Origin of the sequence: Fibrella musci (assembly GCF_041321105.1) — a bacterium.
Taxonomy (GTDB): Bacteria; Bacteroidota; Bacteroidia; order Cytophagales; family Spirosomataceae; genus Fibrella; species Fibrella musci.
This window is the reverse complement of the sequence record NZ_JBGGWD010000005.1, coordinates 1-15,797: the sequence shown is the minus strand read 5'-3', so window position 1 is coordinate 15,797 and position 15,797 is coordinate 1. Positions and strand designations below refer to the sequence as shown.

General features: G+C 45.7%; 14 protein-coding genes and 1 CRISPR repeat array. Of the genes, 7 read left to right on the top strand and 7 right to left on the bottom strand.

Features of this window, described 5'->3' with window-relative positions:
- Positions 1 to 18 precede the first annotated feature (18 nt).
- The 3 genes from ACAW74_RS16430 to ACAW74_RS16420 form a co-directional block, all read right to left on the bottom strand.
- The gene (locus ACAW74_RS16430; protein ID WP_370699304.1) at positions 19 to 408 is read right to left on the bottom strand and encodes a hypothetical protein; all 390 of its coding nucleotides are present in this window, start codon (positions 406 to 408) and stop codon (positions 19 to 21) included.
- A 141-nt stretch (positions 409 to 549) separates the two neighbouring features.
- Positions 550 to 2,112, bottom strand: a complete 1,563-nt coding sequence (locus ACAW74_RS16425; protein ID WP_370699303.1) for a hypothetical protein — start codon at positions 2,110 to 2,112, stop codon at positions 550 to 552.
- Between the two features lie 17 nt (positions 2,113 to 2,129).
- Complete coding sequence (locus ACAW74_RS16420) at positions 2,130 to 2,891, bottom strand: M12 family metallopeptidase (protein ID WP_370699302.1); 762 nt, start codon at positions 2,889 to 2,891, stop codon at positions 2,130 to 2,132.
- A gap of 656 nt (positions 2,892 to 3,547) precedes the next feature.
- On the opposite strand from ACAW74_RS16420, the gene ACAW74_RS16415 reads away from it, so the two are divergent.
- The 6 genes from ACAW74_RS16415 to ACAW74_RS16390 all read left to right on the top strand — a co-directional run bounded on the left by ACAW74_RS16415 (position 3,548) and on the right by ACAW74_RS16390 (position 9,948).
- Complete coding sequence (locus tag ACAW74_RS16415) at positions 3,548 to 3,952, top strand: LvrA C-terminal domain-related protein (protein ID WP_370699301.1); 405 nt, start codon at positions 3,548 to 3,550, stop codon at positions 3,950 to 3,952.
- Between the two features lie 6 nt (positions 3,953 to 3,958).
- Positions 3,959 to 5,812, top strand: coding sequence for a toprim domain-containing protein (locus ACAW74_RS16410; protein WP_370699300.1), 1,854 nt, complete (start codon positions 3,959 to 3,961; stop codon positions 5,810 to 5,812).
- A 192-nt stretch (positions 5,813 to 6,004) separates the two neighbouring features.
- Entirely contained in the window at positions 6,005 to 6,577 is a 573-nt protein-coding gene (locus ACAW74_RS16405) for a hypothetical protein (protein ID WP_370699299.1), read from the top strand.
- A 36-nt stretch (positions 6,578 to 6,613) separates the two neighbouring features.
- Complete coding sequence (locus ACAW74_RS16400; protein WP_370699298.1) at positions 6,614 to 6,880, top strand: P-loop NTPase family protein; 267 nt, start codon at positions 6,614 to 6,616, stop codon at positions 6,878 to 6,880.
- 234 nt (positions 6,881 to 7,114) lie between these two features.
- Positions 7,115 to 7,669, top strand: a complete 555-nt coding sequence (locus ACAW74_RS16395; RefSeq protein ID WP_370699297.1) for a hypothetical protein — start codon at positions 7,115 to 7,117, stop codon at positions 7,667 to 7,669.
- A 38-nt stretch (positions 7,670 to 7,707) separates the two neighbouring features.
- Positions 7,708 to 9,948: a PKD-like domain-containing protein gene (locus ACAW74_RS16390; RefSeq protein ID WP_370699296.1), complete on the top strand. Its 2,241-nt coding sequence runs from the start codon at positions 7,708 to 7,710 to the stop codon at positions 9,946 to 9,948.
- Between the two features lie 546 nt (positions 9,949 to 10,494).
- Here the strand turns inward: ACAW74_RS16390 and ACAW74_RS16385 are convergent.
- From ACAW74_RS16385 to ACAW74_RS16370, 4 genes are all read right to left on the bottom strand, one after another.
- The gene (locus ACAW74_RS16385) at positions 10,495 to 12,291 is read right to left on the bottom strand and encodes a tetratricopeptide repeat protein (protein ID WP_370699295.1); all 1,797 of its coding nucleotides are present in this window, start codon (positions 12,289 to 12,291) and stop codon (positions 10,495 to 10,497) included.
- 200 nt (positions 12,292 to 12,491) lie between these two features.
- The gene (locus ACAW74_RS16380) at positions 12,492 to 12,941 is read right to left on the bottom strand and encodes a Het-E N-terminal domain-containing protein (RefSeq protein WP_370699294.1); all 450 of its coding nucleotides are present in this window, start codon (positions 12,939 to 12,941) and stop codon (positions 12,492 to 12,494) included.
- A 218-nt stretch (positions 12,942 to 13,159) separates the two neighbouring features.
- Positions 13,160 to 13,720: a hypothetical protein gene (locus ACAW74_RS16375; protein WP_370699293.1), complete on the bottom strand. Its 561-nt coding sequence runs from the start codon at positions 13,718 to 13,720 to the stop codon at positions 13,160 to 13,162.
- A 231-nt stretch (positions 13,721 to 13,951) separates the two neighbouring features.
- Positions 13,952 to 14,218 carry a hypothetical protein gene (locus ACAW74_RS16370; RefSeq protein WP_370699292.1) on the bottom strand — a complete coding sequence of 89 codons (267 nt, stop codon included), beginning with the start codon at positions 14,216 to 14,218 and terminating at the stop codon, positions 13,952 to 13,954.
- An 82-nt stretch (positions 14,219 to 14,300) separates the two neighbouring features.
- On the opposite strand from ACAW74_RS16370, the gene ACAW74_RS16365 reads away from it, so the two are divergent.
- The gene (locus tag ACAW74_RS16365; protein WP_370699291.1) at positions 14,301 to 14,621 is read left to right on the top strand and encodes a beta barrel domain-containing protein; all 321 of its coding nucleotides are present in this window, start codon (positions 14,301 to 14,303) and stop codon (positions 14,619 to 14,621) included.
- A 48-nt stretch (positions 14,622 to 14,669) separates the two neighbouring features.
- Positions 14,670 to 15,678: direct repeats of the CRISPR family, unit length 29 nt; unit sequence ATTTCAATACCCACAGGTGCGATTGAGAG.
- Between the last annotated feature and the right edge of the window lie 119 nt (positions 15,679 to 15,797).

The window sequence follows — 15,797 nt, the reverse complement described above, 5'->3', positions numbered from 1 at the left end:
TTGACAGGGGCTGTTTCATTACAGGCTGTGACATCGCCCAAAGCGAGCGAGGAGAATCGCCTGCTTTTCCCATAGATCGGTCGCCAGGCGGATGATCGTGCGGGCAGACTCCCGGAGATCAAAGCCCAGCAGGATCTGATCACTCATCCTAACCGAGTCCAGTACCTGCAACATCCGATGCTGCGTCTGAATGATGTCCATGCCGTTACGATACGACCGTTGCAGCGAGTCGAGGGTGGCTGTGTTGAGGCTTCGGCCCAGTTCATCGAGGGGCAGGGTCAGCAACTGATCGTACAACGAATCGGTCTGTTGCAGATCGAGCAGCAGGGCTTGGTTGGCGATAAAGTTGCGCTGGCATTCATCCATCAGGGCAATGGCATCGGTCATTGAGTAGGGCGAAGCAGACATGAAGAAAGTGAATGGTGGTAGTGAATAACACTATTAACAAATGTAGTATATAAATACCATTGTTAAGAAGACTCACCATTTCGTATGCTTGCCCGTTCTGAGCGGTTCTGTCTGGCTACCCGCAACATCATACAATCCTACTTATTTGACCAGGTTCAGGTTCCAGCTAAGACTGACGAAGGCGCCAACCCGGGTGGCATCCTCCCTTGGTATTTGGGTCGGTGCCAAGGATCGTTTAATGACTTGCCCTTCTGAATACTGGCCGTCCAACGTCTTGGCGTTCGCAATCGAAACCCCACCACCAATGACCAGGCGATCCGACTTGCCGAGCAGTAAACAGCCGCCAACATGAATGTAGGCTCGCTGATCAGCGCCTAAACTGGCCCCGACCATACCGCCAATATTGACTTGTGAGTTGAGGCGCGAGTATACATGTAGAAAGGCCCCGATCGATGGTACTAAGATGTTGTTGTTTCGATTACGGGTAATCCGAACACTATCCGCCATCTTACCGTCCCCCCGTCTCACAGAGTCGTAGTAATAGTTTTGGTTGAAAAAGTACTGACGTCCCATGTTGAAGACGACGCCTGTACTGAAATCGATTTTTACCCCACCCTTAACAAGGGCGATGACCGGGAAGCTATTAATCTCCGGGTTGCAAAAGACCTCCTTCTTCTTCTTTACCTGGATGAAGACATTGACCTCATCGGTACTGTAATTGGTGGGGCGTAGGATAGTTCTATTGGTGCGGGACGTAGCGATCTTCTTATAGTTCTCTTCGATTGTAGCGCCGACATTCGCTTCATCAAATGCTTTTATCTTGTCTTGGATCTTCTTTATGTTCTCAAGAATTTTATCGATCAAGGCTATTTTTTCCTTGACATCTTTTTCAATACTCTTATATTGAGTGAGCGTCATATCCCCGTCGGCTCGCTCTAAGATAGCAAGGTACCGCTTCTTAAGATCCGTACCGGTCGCCACATACCGTTCTAAGTCATTCCGTAAAGCCGTCGACTTGTTGGTAATCTCGGTCTGCACGCCAATCGGTAAAGACGCCACGTCGAGTTCCGGGATCTTACTGACGATGTATGATCTGGCCGTAGTTTTCAGTTCATCCAGGGTTGAATAACAATCGGTGAGCAATTTGCCGATATCATCCGCAATCGTGGACAGAATAAGCAGGTCTTTAGCGTTGTTCTCTTTTCCTGAATAGCCAGCCAGGAACGTCTTCAAAGCCTGTTCCAGCGCACCTTCATCCTCTTTTGCCCGTTTGGCTGAAGAATTAGGATCTGGGGCTTTTCCAGCTACTTTATCGTTGGCGGGTGGGGTCTCGGTAGGGGTTGCTTCTAACTCCGGTAACTTGAAGATTTGGCCAAATAGAGCCGGCTGCTCGGTTTGAAACACCAGCAAGGAGTCTTTTACTGAAACTTCATATAGATATGGATTGAGGTTTTTTAGCTCGATCTCAAGCGTCTGCTTGGGTCTTATTGCGATAACAGGCGGGTACTTAGGTGAAGCAAAGTCAACGGTTATCAGCGCATTTTCAATTAGGGACTTCGTTTGTACCTGTGATGGGTCGTTTGCCGCTGCTTCCTCTTGGATTGTACCCGATTGATCATTATTGCTAGTTTTACTTTTACCAACCTGTGATGATTTGCAGCTGTATAAAGCTGTAAGCAGGGCCAAGAAGAGTAGACGTTTCATGGTTAAGTCGATTTAGGTTAATTACAGGTGCCACCTGCATAGATGATGCGGATGTATTTTTTGTCTAATACGGATAAATCCAGAGGCTCCGGTGCGACAATGGCGTTTTTTGTTAGACCAGGGGGGATCTTATAAAGCATGATGGACTTTAGATCCGGTTCGCAATAAATGCCGGTCAAACTCTCGTATTTGTGGATTACATTTTCCTTCACCCAAGTCGTATCGACACCATATTCATCCTCGTAGTATTTATACAGAGCAGGCAGATCCCAGTCGATCTCAAGAAACGGATGCTGATGTTCGTGCAGTAATCCTAGGCTGTGACCAAACTCGTGTAAGACGATGCTTCTAAATTTATCAGGGGGGTATAAGTACAGGCTATCTAGGGATAGGGTCGCTGAGTCTTTGCCTACTTCAGTTGACATCGTTCCGATGTAGGACCACCATCCGTCAGTTCGAAAGGATACCCGAATATCGGATGTGCTCTGATCGAACGAACGAACAAATTGAACGCCGGAGAATGGCTTCCAGGCATTGGCGATAGCCAAGACCCGATCTCGAACCTGCCCATCATCATCCATAAAGTAGACCTCGATCCGCTTTTTGGGCCATAGCAGTGTGGATTCACCAGTAAGTGTCTGATCGGGCTCGATTTGGCCCATCATCGTACAGAGATGCTGGCTGGGGGCAGGCGTAGACGGCTCTTGCTTCTTTCTATCACAGGCCAGGCTGATGAGGGCGAGATTCACAAGTAGCAACAGTAAGCGACTTGGTACCATAAGGTGTGGAGGTTGAAGTTCAATCGTCAAAAGGACGATGCAAGCCGGTAATAACCTAGGATAGTTATCCCGTATTTGGGACGGAATTAAACGGCTTTTACAACATTCGAGGGCTTCGGGCCAACCAATAGTTATTAGAAGGTGGGGCTGCGGTGTGAGTAACCGTCTTGGCTAACGCATCAAGAGCAGGGCATCCTGTGCCTAGTTTCTGACGCAGAAGCTGGGAGGAAACGAGGGTTTCTGTCACAGAAAATCCACAGGATGCCATAGCCAGAAGCAGGTTGCAGAGGCAACTGCGTTCACTGCTTGGGTATTCCGGGCGTTTTCCATCGGAAAACCTTCGGATAAGCAGAGGAAAACTAAGCTGTTGAACTGCTGATGCAATCAAGCGATGACCTTTACCGGGATGCGAGGTATTCCAAGTATTTTCCATCGGAAAACTGCTCGCTAACTTATGGATATGCGGGACGAATCACTGGAACACGAAACTATCAAATGCTTTTACGCAGCTTTTTAGAGTGAACGCGCCGTTGAAAGACTGAAAAAGATAGTCTGTGACAAGACTCACAAGCGGTAAGATAAACCTCATCGAACTAGCCTCAGGGGCTGAATTCCCACTGTCAAGACTTATAACTAAGTTATCCCAATGTTTTCCAGTGGAATACTACTGGAAAAGTACACAAAAGGAAAAGGAAAGAGATACTAACGTATCTCCTAAAGGGAAAGACACTGGAGTGTCATCTCTTGCCGGTTCTGTCGAACTGGCGAATACGCCTGATTCGAAACAACAGGGCGGATACAATGATGAGTTTGAGGCCTTCTGGCAGCAATACGACAAACGGTCGGCCAATAAGAAGAAGGCGTTCCAGCAATGGACCAAATTGTGCCAGAAGGACCGCCACAAAGCCACTGTTGTGCTGCCGGATTACCTTGCTCATCAGCCCGACGCGCAGTACCGCAAAGATCCCGAACGCTGGTTGAGGGATCGTGCGTTTGAAAATGAATACTCCTCGGCTACGACAGGCTTAAAGCCAATCGGTCAACGAACGTTTGTCGTCTAACGTCCTATGCCTACTTACAATGATCTGGGTATCGCCGTTCGCCTGCATGGCCCTACCAACCAGAAAGTGAAATGCCCCGCCTGTAGTCAGCAACGCCACAATAAGGCGGATAAGTCGCTATCGGTCAACTTACCTAAAGGCATATACAACTGCCACCACTGTGGCTGGAAAGGGCACGTCACCAGCCCCGAGGAAGATCAGCGACAGTTACATCGTCAACAGCAGTACCAGAAACCGACGGTGCCCGAATTACCCATGGGCGAGCGGATGATCGAGTGGTTTGGTCAGCGGGGCATCACTCCCGAGACGTTACAGTATTTTCGCGTCTCGGAGTCGCAGGACTGGATGCCAGCTAAGGGAGATACGCCTGCCGGCACACGAACCTGCATTAACTTCAATTATTTCCGCAACCGCGAAAAGATCAACATCAAATACCGCGATGCGCTGAAGTGCTTTCGGATGACTAAGGATGCCGAACTGATCTTCTACAACCTGGACGCACTCAGGGACCGCACCGACGCCCTGATCTGTGAAGGTGAGATCGACTGTATGACCTTCTACCAATCGGGCTACTACGGGGCCGTATCGGTGCCAAACGGTGCCTCGAAGGGCAGTGCTAAGCTAGAATACCTCGACAACTGTGCCGATGCCTTCGTGCATTTGGAGAAGATCACCATCGCCGTCGATGGTGACGAAGCGGGACAGTTTCTCAAGCAGGAACTGATCCGGCGCTTAGGTAAGCATCGGTGTTGGCTGGTTGAATATCCAGAAGGTTGCAAAGATGCCAATGAGGTGTGGCTTAAGTATGGGCCCGAGGCCGTGCGGGCACTTTACAAGAATGCGGTGGCTCCCAAGCTGGAGAACGTAATGACCCTTGAAGATACATTCGAGGAGCTGGAGGCCATCTACGAACATGGCTGGCCAGCCCCTCAACCGGTGGGCTATGACGAGTTCGACCGACTGCTGAACATTGCCCCCGGTGAGGTGACGATGGTGACGGGCATCCCTGGCCATGGTAAAGACGAGTTCATTGGTCAATTGCTGGTACGTAAGATGGCTCGCTACGGCGCCAGGGCGGCGGTATTCAACTTCGAGGAAGAAGCGCCGACGATTCAGATCAAATACGCGCAGAAATACGTAGGGCTACCCTTCACTCACAAAGACCCGGCTCAGAAGATGAATTTAGCTCAGAAGGATGCGGCTTATAAGTTTTTGAGTAAGCACCTGTTCGTCATTGACAATCAGACGGCGGATCTGACCATTGACGGCCTGATCGGTAAAGCTACCGAGTTGGTACTGCGTAAGGGCATCGAGTACTTCGCCATCGGCCCTTATAACTGCATCGAGCATCGACGCGGCGAACACCAAACCGAAGGGGAGTACGTCAGTGAGGTAATGCAGAAGCTAACGCGCTTCGCCAAGACCCACGGTGTGCATGTATTTTTTGTAGCTCACCCCACTAAGCTAACCAAGGAAAAAGGCAAGTATCCGGTTCCTAACCTCTACACTATCGCCGGTTCGGCTAATTTCTTCAGCAAAACGGATAATGGTCTTTGCATTTACCGTAACTACGAAGACAATACTACTGACGTACACGTGCAAAAAGTGAAGTTATTTTACAATGGCAAGCTGGGGCTAGCCACGTTTCGCTTTGACGTGTCAACGGGCCGCTACCAGGAGCCGGGATTGGCTTATGAATCCGAGTTAGGCCGTCAAGGTAATCAGATAACAATGCCTATGGACGTCAATCAGGTGCTGCCGCCCTCGGTCTGGAGTAATCGACCACTGGTTCAGGATTCAGCGGACCGCTTTAGCAATGCCCACCGGTTACTACCGGACACAAAACCTGTCCCTTTCTAGCCAGTGCTATTTTACAGACGGATCGAGCTGCTGAAAGGTAAACAACGGATAACCCTGTTTCCTAATCTGGCTGCACGTTGCTAGGTTTCTGCTGTTTACGAAATCTAATCCTTCTGCGGGGTGTATGGTGATTTTTTGTTTGGTGCGAATCGGTTAGTTTGCCAAGAAGAGCAACTCATCTTCTCCTCACAAATGAAAACGACGTTATTACTGCTTGCCTTCCTATTCAGCCTGAATTTGGGGTCAGTTGCCCAGCAAACACTGCCAACCGATACCGTTAGCTTAGATCAGTTTAGTGCGCAACAAGGCCGGATGGTAACCCTCACCGACTACCAGTTACCATCCATTGCAATGGGGATGAACCGGCTTTATAATCGCATTCGGAAAGTAACCGTGGATGGGGCGACTCGGTATTTCCATCTGTTCGATAAGTATCAATCGGTTGATCCACAAGGTCCCTTGTTTTCGCTGAGTTATAACGAAAACGTAGAAATGCAACAGGCCATCAAACTATTAAAGAACAATGTCGAGCTGTCGATGCGTGAGAAAGCAAGCTATACCGAGAGTCGATATGCCACGTATCATGCCGTTCGAGTTGGTTACTTTGTGGAGGAGGGAAAGGTAAAATGGTATTTGGACGCCAATCCGTATTACACGGATCGCTTCCACCGTTCATTCGGAGCCATTAATCTAGTTGATATCACGCCAATCGAGAAAGCACTGCTTGAAGCCAGACAGAAGATAGATGAATTGAAGTCCAAATAATAGCTTTATCCTAGCTGTAATGCTTAGCGAAACCGCATGTCGCTTTTGCGCTCGACGGGACAGTTTGAGCAAGATGCCTGGGTGACCATCATGCTCTACCGGAAAAAGGCAGAGAAAGAAGCCGCTAAAGTCGAAAGCCGGCCTTTTCGCGAACCTTACATGACTTATCAATTAGAGTATGGCATCGTGGAAAACCGGTATGGCTATACCGGCACGGTGACACTGTATTGTGACGTGGCGACTAACGTACTCCTTAATACAACCCCGACTTCACTAGATTCTAATCGCTTCGTTACTTTATAACCATCAGATCGACGAGGTAAATGATTGATAATGAAAATGATAATCTCTTAATCTGTCTGTGTTGACCTTCTATGAAACTTTACTACATAGGATGATATTTACCGCTTAATAAATTCAGTCAATGTATTATTCATTTTGGTGACACCATATGCGTGGAAATATTGATAATTGTAACTAACTGGCAAATTAGTACTAATTAATGTGCTTAATGTTCAAATTTCAATGTTATACGCTATGAAGAAGATATCCTTAGTCACAGGCCTATGTACAACAGTTTTGCTGATGGCATTTAGTTGTGGTGATTCGACCGATAACCCTGCCGCCACCTCTCTGAAGTACACATACAAAATACTCGATGCGCAGGGAAAACCTTCAACTCTTTTCAAGCAAGGTGACGCTGTTTACTTTCAGTTATCGATAGAGAATACCACAGGCACTGATATTGGCTTGCGCAATTTTTACGGGGAGTTCGCTTCTTCAGAAAGCGATGCGTTCTCAGTCGATCGGAAGTCGATGACTGATGCTGGTACTGAAAAATGGACTCGTCTTGGTAAGGCTTGTTTTCCCGTTGTCGCGCTGAGTTATGGATCTATAACGATCCCTGCCAAAGGAACCTACGATCTAAAATATGAGTGGCTGGACCCAAGTCCGATCTGTCAGGCCGCTAATACTCCCTTGAATAAAGGGGTGTACCGGAGTCAATTCACGCACACCTTTGGCGGGTCAGGTGGTAACAATTCCCCTGCTAATTCGACACAAACGTTTTCAACCGAATTCACGGTAGAGTGAGTTTGCTTCCACACCACGATGTTTTAATTAGCTCGATTATGCGTGTTATTTCTATTGTAACTACCGCGGCAATCACATTATTGATGAGCCAGGTTTCCATTGCTCAAATCGCTACACGTAGGGTTGAGGCAGGTCTAATACAATCGCGTATCCCGGCTTCAATGGCCAAAATGGCTTTGGCTACGGTGAGCGCTGAACCGACTCAATTAGCTATTGTAGAGGCTATTCGGACCGACTCGATTGAGCGGAAGCTGGGTGGATTTCCTGTTCGCTTTGGGATCGCGTTGAGCGTAGATTACGGATTGGCAGCTGGTAAATGGGTGGACGTCTCTGGTGGCAGGGTGTGGACGTTGCGAATTAATTCGCCGGGAGCTCATTCGCTCAACTTTTTATTCGACAAGTTTCGGTTGGCCAAAGGGACCATATTGACGTTGTATAATGCGGATCGGACCATGCAAATGGGTCCGATTACCGATGCCGCCAACAATCCGGCAAATCTGTTTGCCACAGATTTACTAGCGGGTAGCTCGATCATTATCGAGTTATTTGAACCTACTGTGCTGGCAGGCTCGAAAGAAGTAAGCGCTTTGCATATTAGTCGATTGACGCATGCTTACCGTAACTTATTCCCGACGGTCAACAACTATGGTGATGCACTGTCTTGCGAAATTAACACCAGTTGTACCGAAGGTTCGCCTTATCAGGCGCAGACTAACTCAGTAGCCATGGTCTTGTTAGCTGGTGGGGATCGTATTTGCAGCAGTACGTTGTTGAATACCACTTGTCAGAATTTTCGGCCATACATGCTGACTGCGTTCCATTGTCTGGATCGGGGCAATGGCAACTGTAATGATGCCGATACACAAAATGCAACACTGTCACAAAACGAGATAAATGCCAGTCAGGCCTTTGTATTCAGGTTTCAATACAAGAGCCCCAACTGCACCCCGACATCTGAACCATCAGTAACATACTCATTCCAAGGGGCAACGTTTAGGGCTGCTAATCAAGCAAGCGATTTTGCGCTGTTAGAACTCAATCAAGTCCCCAGCCCAATCACAGGTATACGATATGCTGGTTGGAACCGCAGCACCGTCATAAGTTCTACGGGTGCGATTTTGCATCATCCTAATGGGGACGTTATGAAAGTTTCTACGTTCAATCAAGCCCCAACTATTCGAACCACAGATCTTCTGGCTTCCACAGGGTGTAGCGGTAAGTTTCTGTCTTATCCCATGGGGAATATATTTACTGTCACACTAAATACAGGTGCCACTGAAGGCGGATCGTCTGGTGGCGGAGTTTTTGACGCAAACGGCCGAGTCTTCGCTCAAGTAAATAGTGGAGTTAGTGCCTGCAATAACAACATTAAGCAAACGGGAGCGCTGGCTGCGTCATGGACAGGTGGAGGGACAAATTCGACCCAATTAAGCAACTGGCTAGATCCATCCAACACTGGCGCTACGACAACGAATGAGCTAAGTAGCATTCCCTACACATCTGGACCTGCGTTTTTTTGCACCACTGGTCAGTTTGTGTTAAATAATGTTCCCGCTGGGGCATCGGTTAGTTGGAGTGTGAATCCATCTTCAGCAGTCTCACCCTCTTCAGGAACAGGCTCTATTGCCAATCTAACACGCGTAGGGAGTGCTGATGCAACCATCACCTTCCAGATCGGATGTGATAACGGAGCGCCATTTAGCGCGAACTTTCATGTGGGAGATTATAGCAGTTCGAACTATCCCGTCAGTGGGCCAACGTTTGCCGGCTGTAATCAAAAGGTTTATTACTCCACGAATCAGTTGCCTGGTGCAACTTCATACACGTGGTCGTGGCCTAGTGGATGGACATACCTCTCTGGTCAAAACACATATAGCTTAGCCGTCCGAACCAGTAACATCGGCGGGTTAGTTAGTGTGCGGGCAGGCGCCTGCGGTGGCCAGGGCGGTAGTCCGGCCAGTGTATATACTTCAGTGAGTGGATGTTTCGCCCGAATTAATGTTTTCCCAAACCCAACCAGTGAAGTTGTGCAGGTTGAATTCGACCAGGTAGATACAGCGAGCTTTTTACCTGAGCAGTTGACTATTTATAGCGAGAAGACAATGCGGCCAGTTCGTAGCATCAGTATACGGGATGCCTATTCACGTAAAGCGTTTCGTGATGGCAACAAAATTGATGTTAATGTGAGTGATCTTCCCCGGGGAATTTACTATATACATTTCACGAACACAGGTAATAGGGCTGGTGAAGTGGAACGCGTTCGACTATTATTGAACTGACTAAATGAGCCTTACGACGCAGCTGCCCACCCTATGAAAAGGTGGGCAGCTTTTTTAATTACAGATAAGCAACTGAGTAAAACACAAGACTTAACAAATTAAACCTTTCCAAGAAGTACATCAAGTTGTTGGATTTGCTATTGAGGTTGAATTATGGGTATAGGATCGAACGCGAACTCATCAGCATGGCGAATTTACTAGCATCAGTCCGGCTAGTAGAAAGAGGAACATCGTCAATGAATCAAACCAGCAGGGTTTTTACGCCGATGTATCGGAATACTTTGAGCAGCATGCCAACGACGAACAAAAGAAACGGGGGCTTGATCTAGCGGATTTCCTATTGGATTATGCTGATGAAAATATATTGGAGTATGGCGAGACGCCCTGTAACCAGATAGCACTTGACGCTCAACCGGTGGTCGTTAAGACGTTCAACGACTGGAAAACTAATGCGGGTAGTATACTCAGGCCGGATGTGGCGCAGTTGGAGTACCTGTAAGCAACTTCTAATCAAACTTGTTCAATTGTTAACCCATAGTTATAATTTCATATTTGCTTGTTTTTCCGTTCACGGAGCACTTGCAGATTACGTATTACCGTTTTCGTTGACTGGCTTTCAGCCCCAACCGTATTCAGTAACAAATCGAGAGATTTGTTAAGGTACTGCTCTGCTTTTTCTAATTCTTTCTTGTCAAGCCAGACTAAAGCAATATTATTGTACCTATTTGCAAAATGAGGATTCTCTACGTCGAAAATTATTGTATCAATTTCCAAAGCTTTCTCGAAATAGGCTAATGCTGCATCTTTTTTGCCTACAGCTCGGTAAGCTAAACCTAAGTTAGAATATAAATTTGATGTGAAGGGATGTAACTCCCCTGATATTTTCAAGTTGATCTTTAGAGCCTTATCAAAGAATTCTATCGCTTTATTTGAATTATTTTTATCGAGCCAGACAGTTCCAAGGTTATTATACCTAGTAACGATATTTTGATTTTCTTCTCCAGCTACAGCCAAATCAATCTTTAGAGCTTCTTCTAGGTGTATAATTCCTTTCTCAAAGTCTTCCAAATCAATCCACGTTAAGCCTAGGTCATTGTATATAACCGCTGTATTTGAATGTTGTCTACCGTACACTTCTAATACAATAATTAACGCTTTTTCTAAAAAATATAATGCTTTATTCGGATGGCCTTTTTCACGCCATACAGAAGCTATATTCTTATATCTAATTGCAATCTTTGAATTTTTTTCACCGAAAAATTTTAGGTCTATATTTAAGGATCTTTCATAGAAAGAAATGGCCTTATCTAGATCTCCCTTTTCTTGCCAAATTAAACCCAAGTTGCTATAACAAGTAGCGATACTTGGATTCTCTTCACTCGAATTTATAAGATCAATTTCTAGAGATTTTTCTAAATAACCTATCGCTTTATTTAATGCTCCCATTTCTCTGTATACCATACCTAAATTATTGTAATATGTATTTGTCTTATAACTATCTTCTCCGTAGTAATTTCGGGTAATGAGTAGAGCTTTCTCATAATAATAGATAGCCTTATTTAAATCGCCTTTCTCTTGCCATGCCAAACCAAGATTATTATAATGAATAATATTGTTTTTACTATCTTCGCCATTATAACTAATTCCAATTGAAAGTGCTTTATTCAAAAATTCTATTGCTTTATCTGTATTTCCATTTTCTTGCCATGCTAAGCCTAAGTTGTTAAATAGAGTAACTTCTCCTTCCATCCTTTTTTCATCTGACAATAAATCATAAGCCTTTTCATATAGAGGTATAGAGCGATTAGAATGGTTGATATTCTGAAGAAATCTGCCAAATTGAAATAAGTTATCGTATGTTTCACAAGCTTCAAGTGACTTTTCAAATGACTCTATAATTTGGTTGATTAACTGTGGCGTGTACGGTTTAGTGGATTGGTACAATGCTCTACTTAGAAAGTCTTCAGCTATAAATTTGGCTTTCATGTTTGCCTCTTCTAGCGATTTGTGAATTTGAAATTGTACTTGCTTTATATGCTTAAGTTCTTCATCCAGTTCGAAAGTAGAAAGCAAAGATATAGCGTTATCCAAGTCTCCGTTCTCGAACAAAGACTTAGCTCTTTTTGAGCGCTGTGTATCGATAGGTAATTGTTCAATCGTCCTATAAGTCGCTAGCACCTTTTTAGTAAAAACGACGAGCTTGTCGTGTGCGTCTTTAAGCTCTTTTTGCCTGTGGGCGAATAAAGACTCTTGCTTTGAAGACAAGGGTAATAGTTGTGCCTCGCACTCTCTGATTTCTTCTAAAATAGAATCATAATCCGAGAAAGTAACAGCAAGCTTCAATTGTTCTGGTGACTGTAAAAGTTCTAGATGCTGTGGATTAGAACGCAGAATTCTGGTAAGGTCTGCAAATTTTTGATCAATAAATTCTTCATTGATACCAAAATTAATGTTGCCAATAACTTCCGTTTCTTGGAAAATTATTCCCGCTCTAATATTTTCTTTAGAAGCGACATCAGTGAGCGGGGTATGATCTGATGCCGCTATTTGGGGTCTGTATCAATACCCCCGCTTATGTTATGAATATCAATGCCACCTTTAAATTTACTTTTCTTGACATTAACCCCCGTATTTATTGACTTAACTGAATCAATTTTTAAGAATTCAGCTTCCACCTCCTCTATATCTACGCCTACTACTCTCGTATCAGGCGCATATTGTTTTATGTGCATAATTAAGTTTTTAGATAGCTGAATTAATTCTTCGTCAGTATGAGCATGCAAAGCCTCAAGATCCTCTTTAATTGATTCACGCTTATTTACTGAGTTTGGGTTCTTTTCTAAATCTTCGATCGAGATTTGAGTGCCAAATTTCTTTTTGACAAGTGCTTTGATTCCTTCGTAAGAATCTTTTACAGCACTTTGAACAGTTGACTTAGCGGCAGCTACAGCTCCTGCAGATAGAGCAGAAACAATAAGAGTTAGTGAATCCATTATATGTTGCTTTATTAGAAGACTATTCTGATAAATTCCGTTTACCAGAGTATTTTACTATTAGCCTCAGAAGGCAACTCAACCTTTAATCATGTCAAGCTGATCATAAGGATGAGTGAAGTAGACGTTCAATGGTGCAAGAGATTATCACATTGCTAGATAAGGTTCTTTGTTGTAGAGCTACTGCTTTTATGGCGCTCGCGTTTAGCAGTAATGAATTAGACGGAGCTTCTTTGATAAAACTGCTGTCTCGCTGTTTCTAATGCCTCGACTGCTTGGTGCGCTTTGAAATAGCGAGGTGTCGAGGGGTGATACCAACGGCACTGAATGACGTTTGATAAGAAAGGTGCGAAGTCTTCTTCGAAATAGTCAAGATGCCAACCCAAACGACGACCTAGTACAATGAGAATATCAGGCTTTAGCTGATCGATGACTTGGCGGAAAGCGTCATTGGATTGGTTGAACATCTGATCGGTTGGCCGTGTACGAGGGCCATCCCCCACCAGTACCTGCACGTAATTGTAAAAGGCCACCTTATCCCACAGTTCTAGAGCCGTCTGGTTGTCCAGCTTACGATCAACCGTCTTAGCAATGAGCGTGAAGAACCGTCTAGTTTCACCCGTTTCCCGTTTAGCGTACTTGCGGACTACGAAATTGGTGAAGTTTTTCCCAAGCGTGTCACTTTCCAAGCCGTAATGTGACTCGCCCAGGATCAGCAGCTTAGGCGATTGAGTATGGTAGTCTTTGCCTACGAAAGGCTCAAAATTGACTGGATACATTGGTGCAGATGTTTCGCAGACAAGACAGCCGATGATTCTAGCTACTCAGTACCAGCTAGTTGATGTCTGCGGTAACCACGAATGGATATAAGTTGAAGAAAGGCCATAATTCAGTACTTAACCTCTGATTGTCAATATGTTTGCTGAGTAGGGGGGGGTAATCCTAACCGCCTATTCTTTACGTAAACGCCAATGATAAGGAATACATCCCACTGCTAGTCAAACTGCTTTTTATTTCCCAATATTTTCGCTGATGAATCTATACCCATCATCTATTTGCTCTCGCACGGTAAGGGCCTCATCTTCCGGGGTTAATCCCCTCATCCCGAAGTAATTTGTAGCGAGACGTACCTTGTACCCCTTAGTATCATTCACATAGCCTAATGGGTGTTTGCCTGACTCCTGGCATATTTCCTCAAATAATGCGTCTGCCTCGTTTAGGCTTTTGACTTTTACAAGTTTAGGCGTACCGTTGTCAGAGTATACAGCGTAAAGCATGACGTCTCGGTTTTGAAGTTATTTACACACAAGCACTCAAACCCAAAATTGGTATAAGTTGCTGTATCATTACCACTAATTAATGAAAATAGGTGATCTGATCTACGTCCGCTACGTGGGTAATATCCGGCACTGGAGCCGTGAGCTCTTCCAAGCACCTGTTACTTGGATCGGCTCCCAGCACTTCACCGTAGTTATCAACGGGCAGCCGTCTCGTTTTGAGCGCTCAAGCCTGCGTCATGACAACCGGGGCCACAATCCGTCTTATCAGCTGTTTCTGACATTGGAAGCTTATAAGCAGGGGACGGAGTTAGCTGAACTGAGAAGCTGGATAGATCGTACGGATTTTGGTAGTCTACCGGTGGAGAAGCAAAGCGCAATAAAGGGGCTGCTGGCGGCTTGATTTTGCTACCCTAAACTTGATCTATCACTGCTTTTGCCTGACAGCTTACTTTCAATACCCACAGGTGCGATTGAGAGTCGCCTCGTCAGCTGAGGGTTTCTGCCCTTTTTTATCTTTTCAATACCCATAGGTGCGATTGAGAGATCACTAGTCAGCGGCGTTCCAAATACGTCGACACGAATTTCAATACCCGCAGGTGCAATTGAGAGAGACGGATGCTCGTCTACAATATCCTGTCGATGACGGGATTTCAATACCCACAGGTGCGATTGAGAGCCCGTTGTGGTTTCTACCCATCCCGAGGGAACGAAAATTTCAATACCCACAGGTGCCATTGAGAGAACGTGTGCCGGATTGCCATAGGGTTAATGGGGCGTATTTCAATACCCACAGGTGCGATTGAGAGCCAGGACCAACGAACATACGCAGGCCTCGACGGATCATTTCAATACCCACAGGTGCGATTGAGAGGCTGAAGATGAGGTTAGCCATTAGGCGGGCGTTTTGAATTTCAATACCCACAGGTGCGATTGAGAGATTTACCTTACGAAGCATGCCCTTCGCAGTCAACGTGATTTCAATACCCACAGGTGCGATTGAGAGGAGGTGCTTCACTGCACCTGGAAGTCGATGACCAAGATATTTCAATACCCACAGGTGCGATTGAGAGAAGTCCAGGTGCGACGTATGCCCATAGCTGCCCGCGCATTTCAATACCCACAGGTGCGATTGAGAGTACGATGGCAACGACGTGCCGGGCAATATGCCCTAATTTCAATACCCACAGGTGCGATTGAGAGGAGTTTCTTTTTCTTCTCAGCAGCGTCGTTAAAATATTTCAATACCCACAGGTGCGATTGAGAGCGTCTCCGGTGAGCAGACTGAGCGAAGCAGGCACCCAATTTCAATACCCACAGGTGCGATTGAGAGTCGCGCATCTACGACAACGCGAAGCTGAAGTTCTATTTCAATACCCACAGGTGCGATTGAGAGTCCACAGCCCCTGGTCGTAGCTCTCGTAGCAGATGATTTCAATACCCACAGGTGCGATTGAGAGATTTCTATGGTCTAAGCAAGCGAATAGGTATATGTTTTGTCATATTCCTGATTCTTACTCACTACCGCATAAGCTCGCCCTATTAGCTTATTCCGAACGGCGTTCAAAACAGCCATCTT

Excerpts from the sequence above, each read along its gene's own strand:
- ACAW74_RS16430 (WP_370699304.1), bottom strand. The coding sequence starts at position 408 with ATGTCTGCTTCGCCCTACTCAATGACCGATGCCATTGCCCTGATGGAT.
- ACAW74_RS16425 (WP_370699303.1), bottom strand. The coding sequence starts at position 2,112 with ATGAAACGTCTACTCTTCTTGGCCCTGCTTACAGCTTTATACAGCTGC.
- ACAW74_RS16420 (WP_370699302.1), bottom strand. The coding sequence starts at position 2,891 with ATGGTACCAAGTCGCTTACTGTTGCTACTTGTGAATCTCGCCCTCATC.
- ACAW74_RS16410 (WP_370699300.1), top strand. The coding sequence starts at position 3,959 with ATGCCTACTTACAATGATCTGGGTATCGCCGTTCGCCTGCATGGCCCT.
- ACAW74_RS16405 (WP_370699299.1), top strand. The coding sequence starts at position 6,005 with ATGAAAACGACGTTATTACTGCTTGCCTTCCTATTCAGCCTGAATTTG.
- ACAW74_RS16400 (WP_370699298.1), top strand. The coding sequence starts at position 6,614 with ATGTCGCTTTTGCGCTCGACGGGACAGTTTGAGCAAGATGCCTGGGTG.
- ACAW74_RS16395 (WP_370699297.1), top strand. The coding sequence starts at position 7,115 with ATGAAGAAGATATCCTTAGTCACAGGCCTATGTACAACAGTTTTGCTG.
- ACAW74_RS16390 (WP_370699296.1), top strand. The coding sequence starts at position 7,708 with ATGCGTGTTATTTCTATTGTAACTACCGCGGCAATCACATTATTGATG.
- ACAW74_RS16380 (WP_370699294.1), bottom strand. The coding sequence starts at position 12,941 with ATGGATTCACTAACTCTTATTGTTTCTGCTCTATCTGCAGGAGCTGTA.
- ACAW74_RS16375 (WP_370699293.1), bottom strand. The coding sequence starts at position 13,720 with ATGTATCCAGTCAATTTTGAGCCTTTCGTAGGCAAAGACTACCATACT.
- ACAW74_RS16370 (WP_370699292.1), bottom strand. The coding sequence starts at position 14,218 with ATGCTTTACGCTGTATACTCTGACAACGGTACGCCTAAACTTGTAAAA.
- ACAW74_RS16365 (WP_370699291.1), top strand. The coding sequence starts at position 14,301 with ATGAAAATAGGTGATCTGATCTACGTCCGCTACGTGGGTAATATCCGG.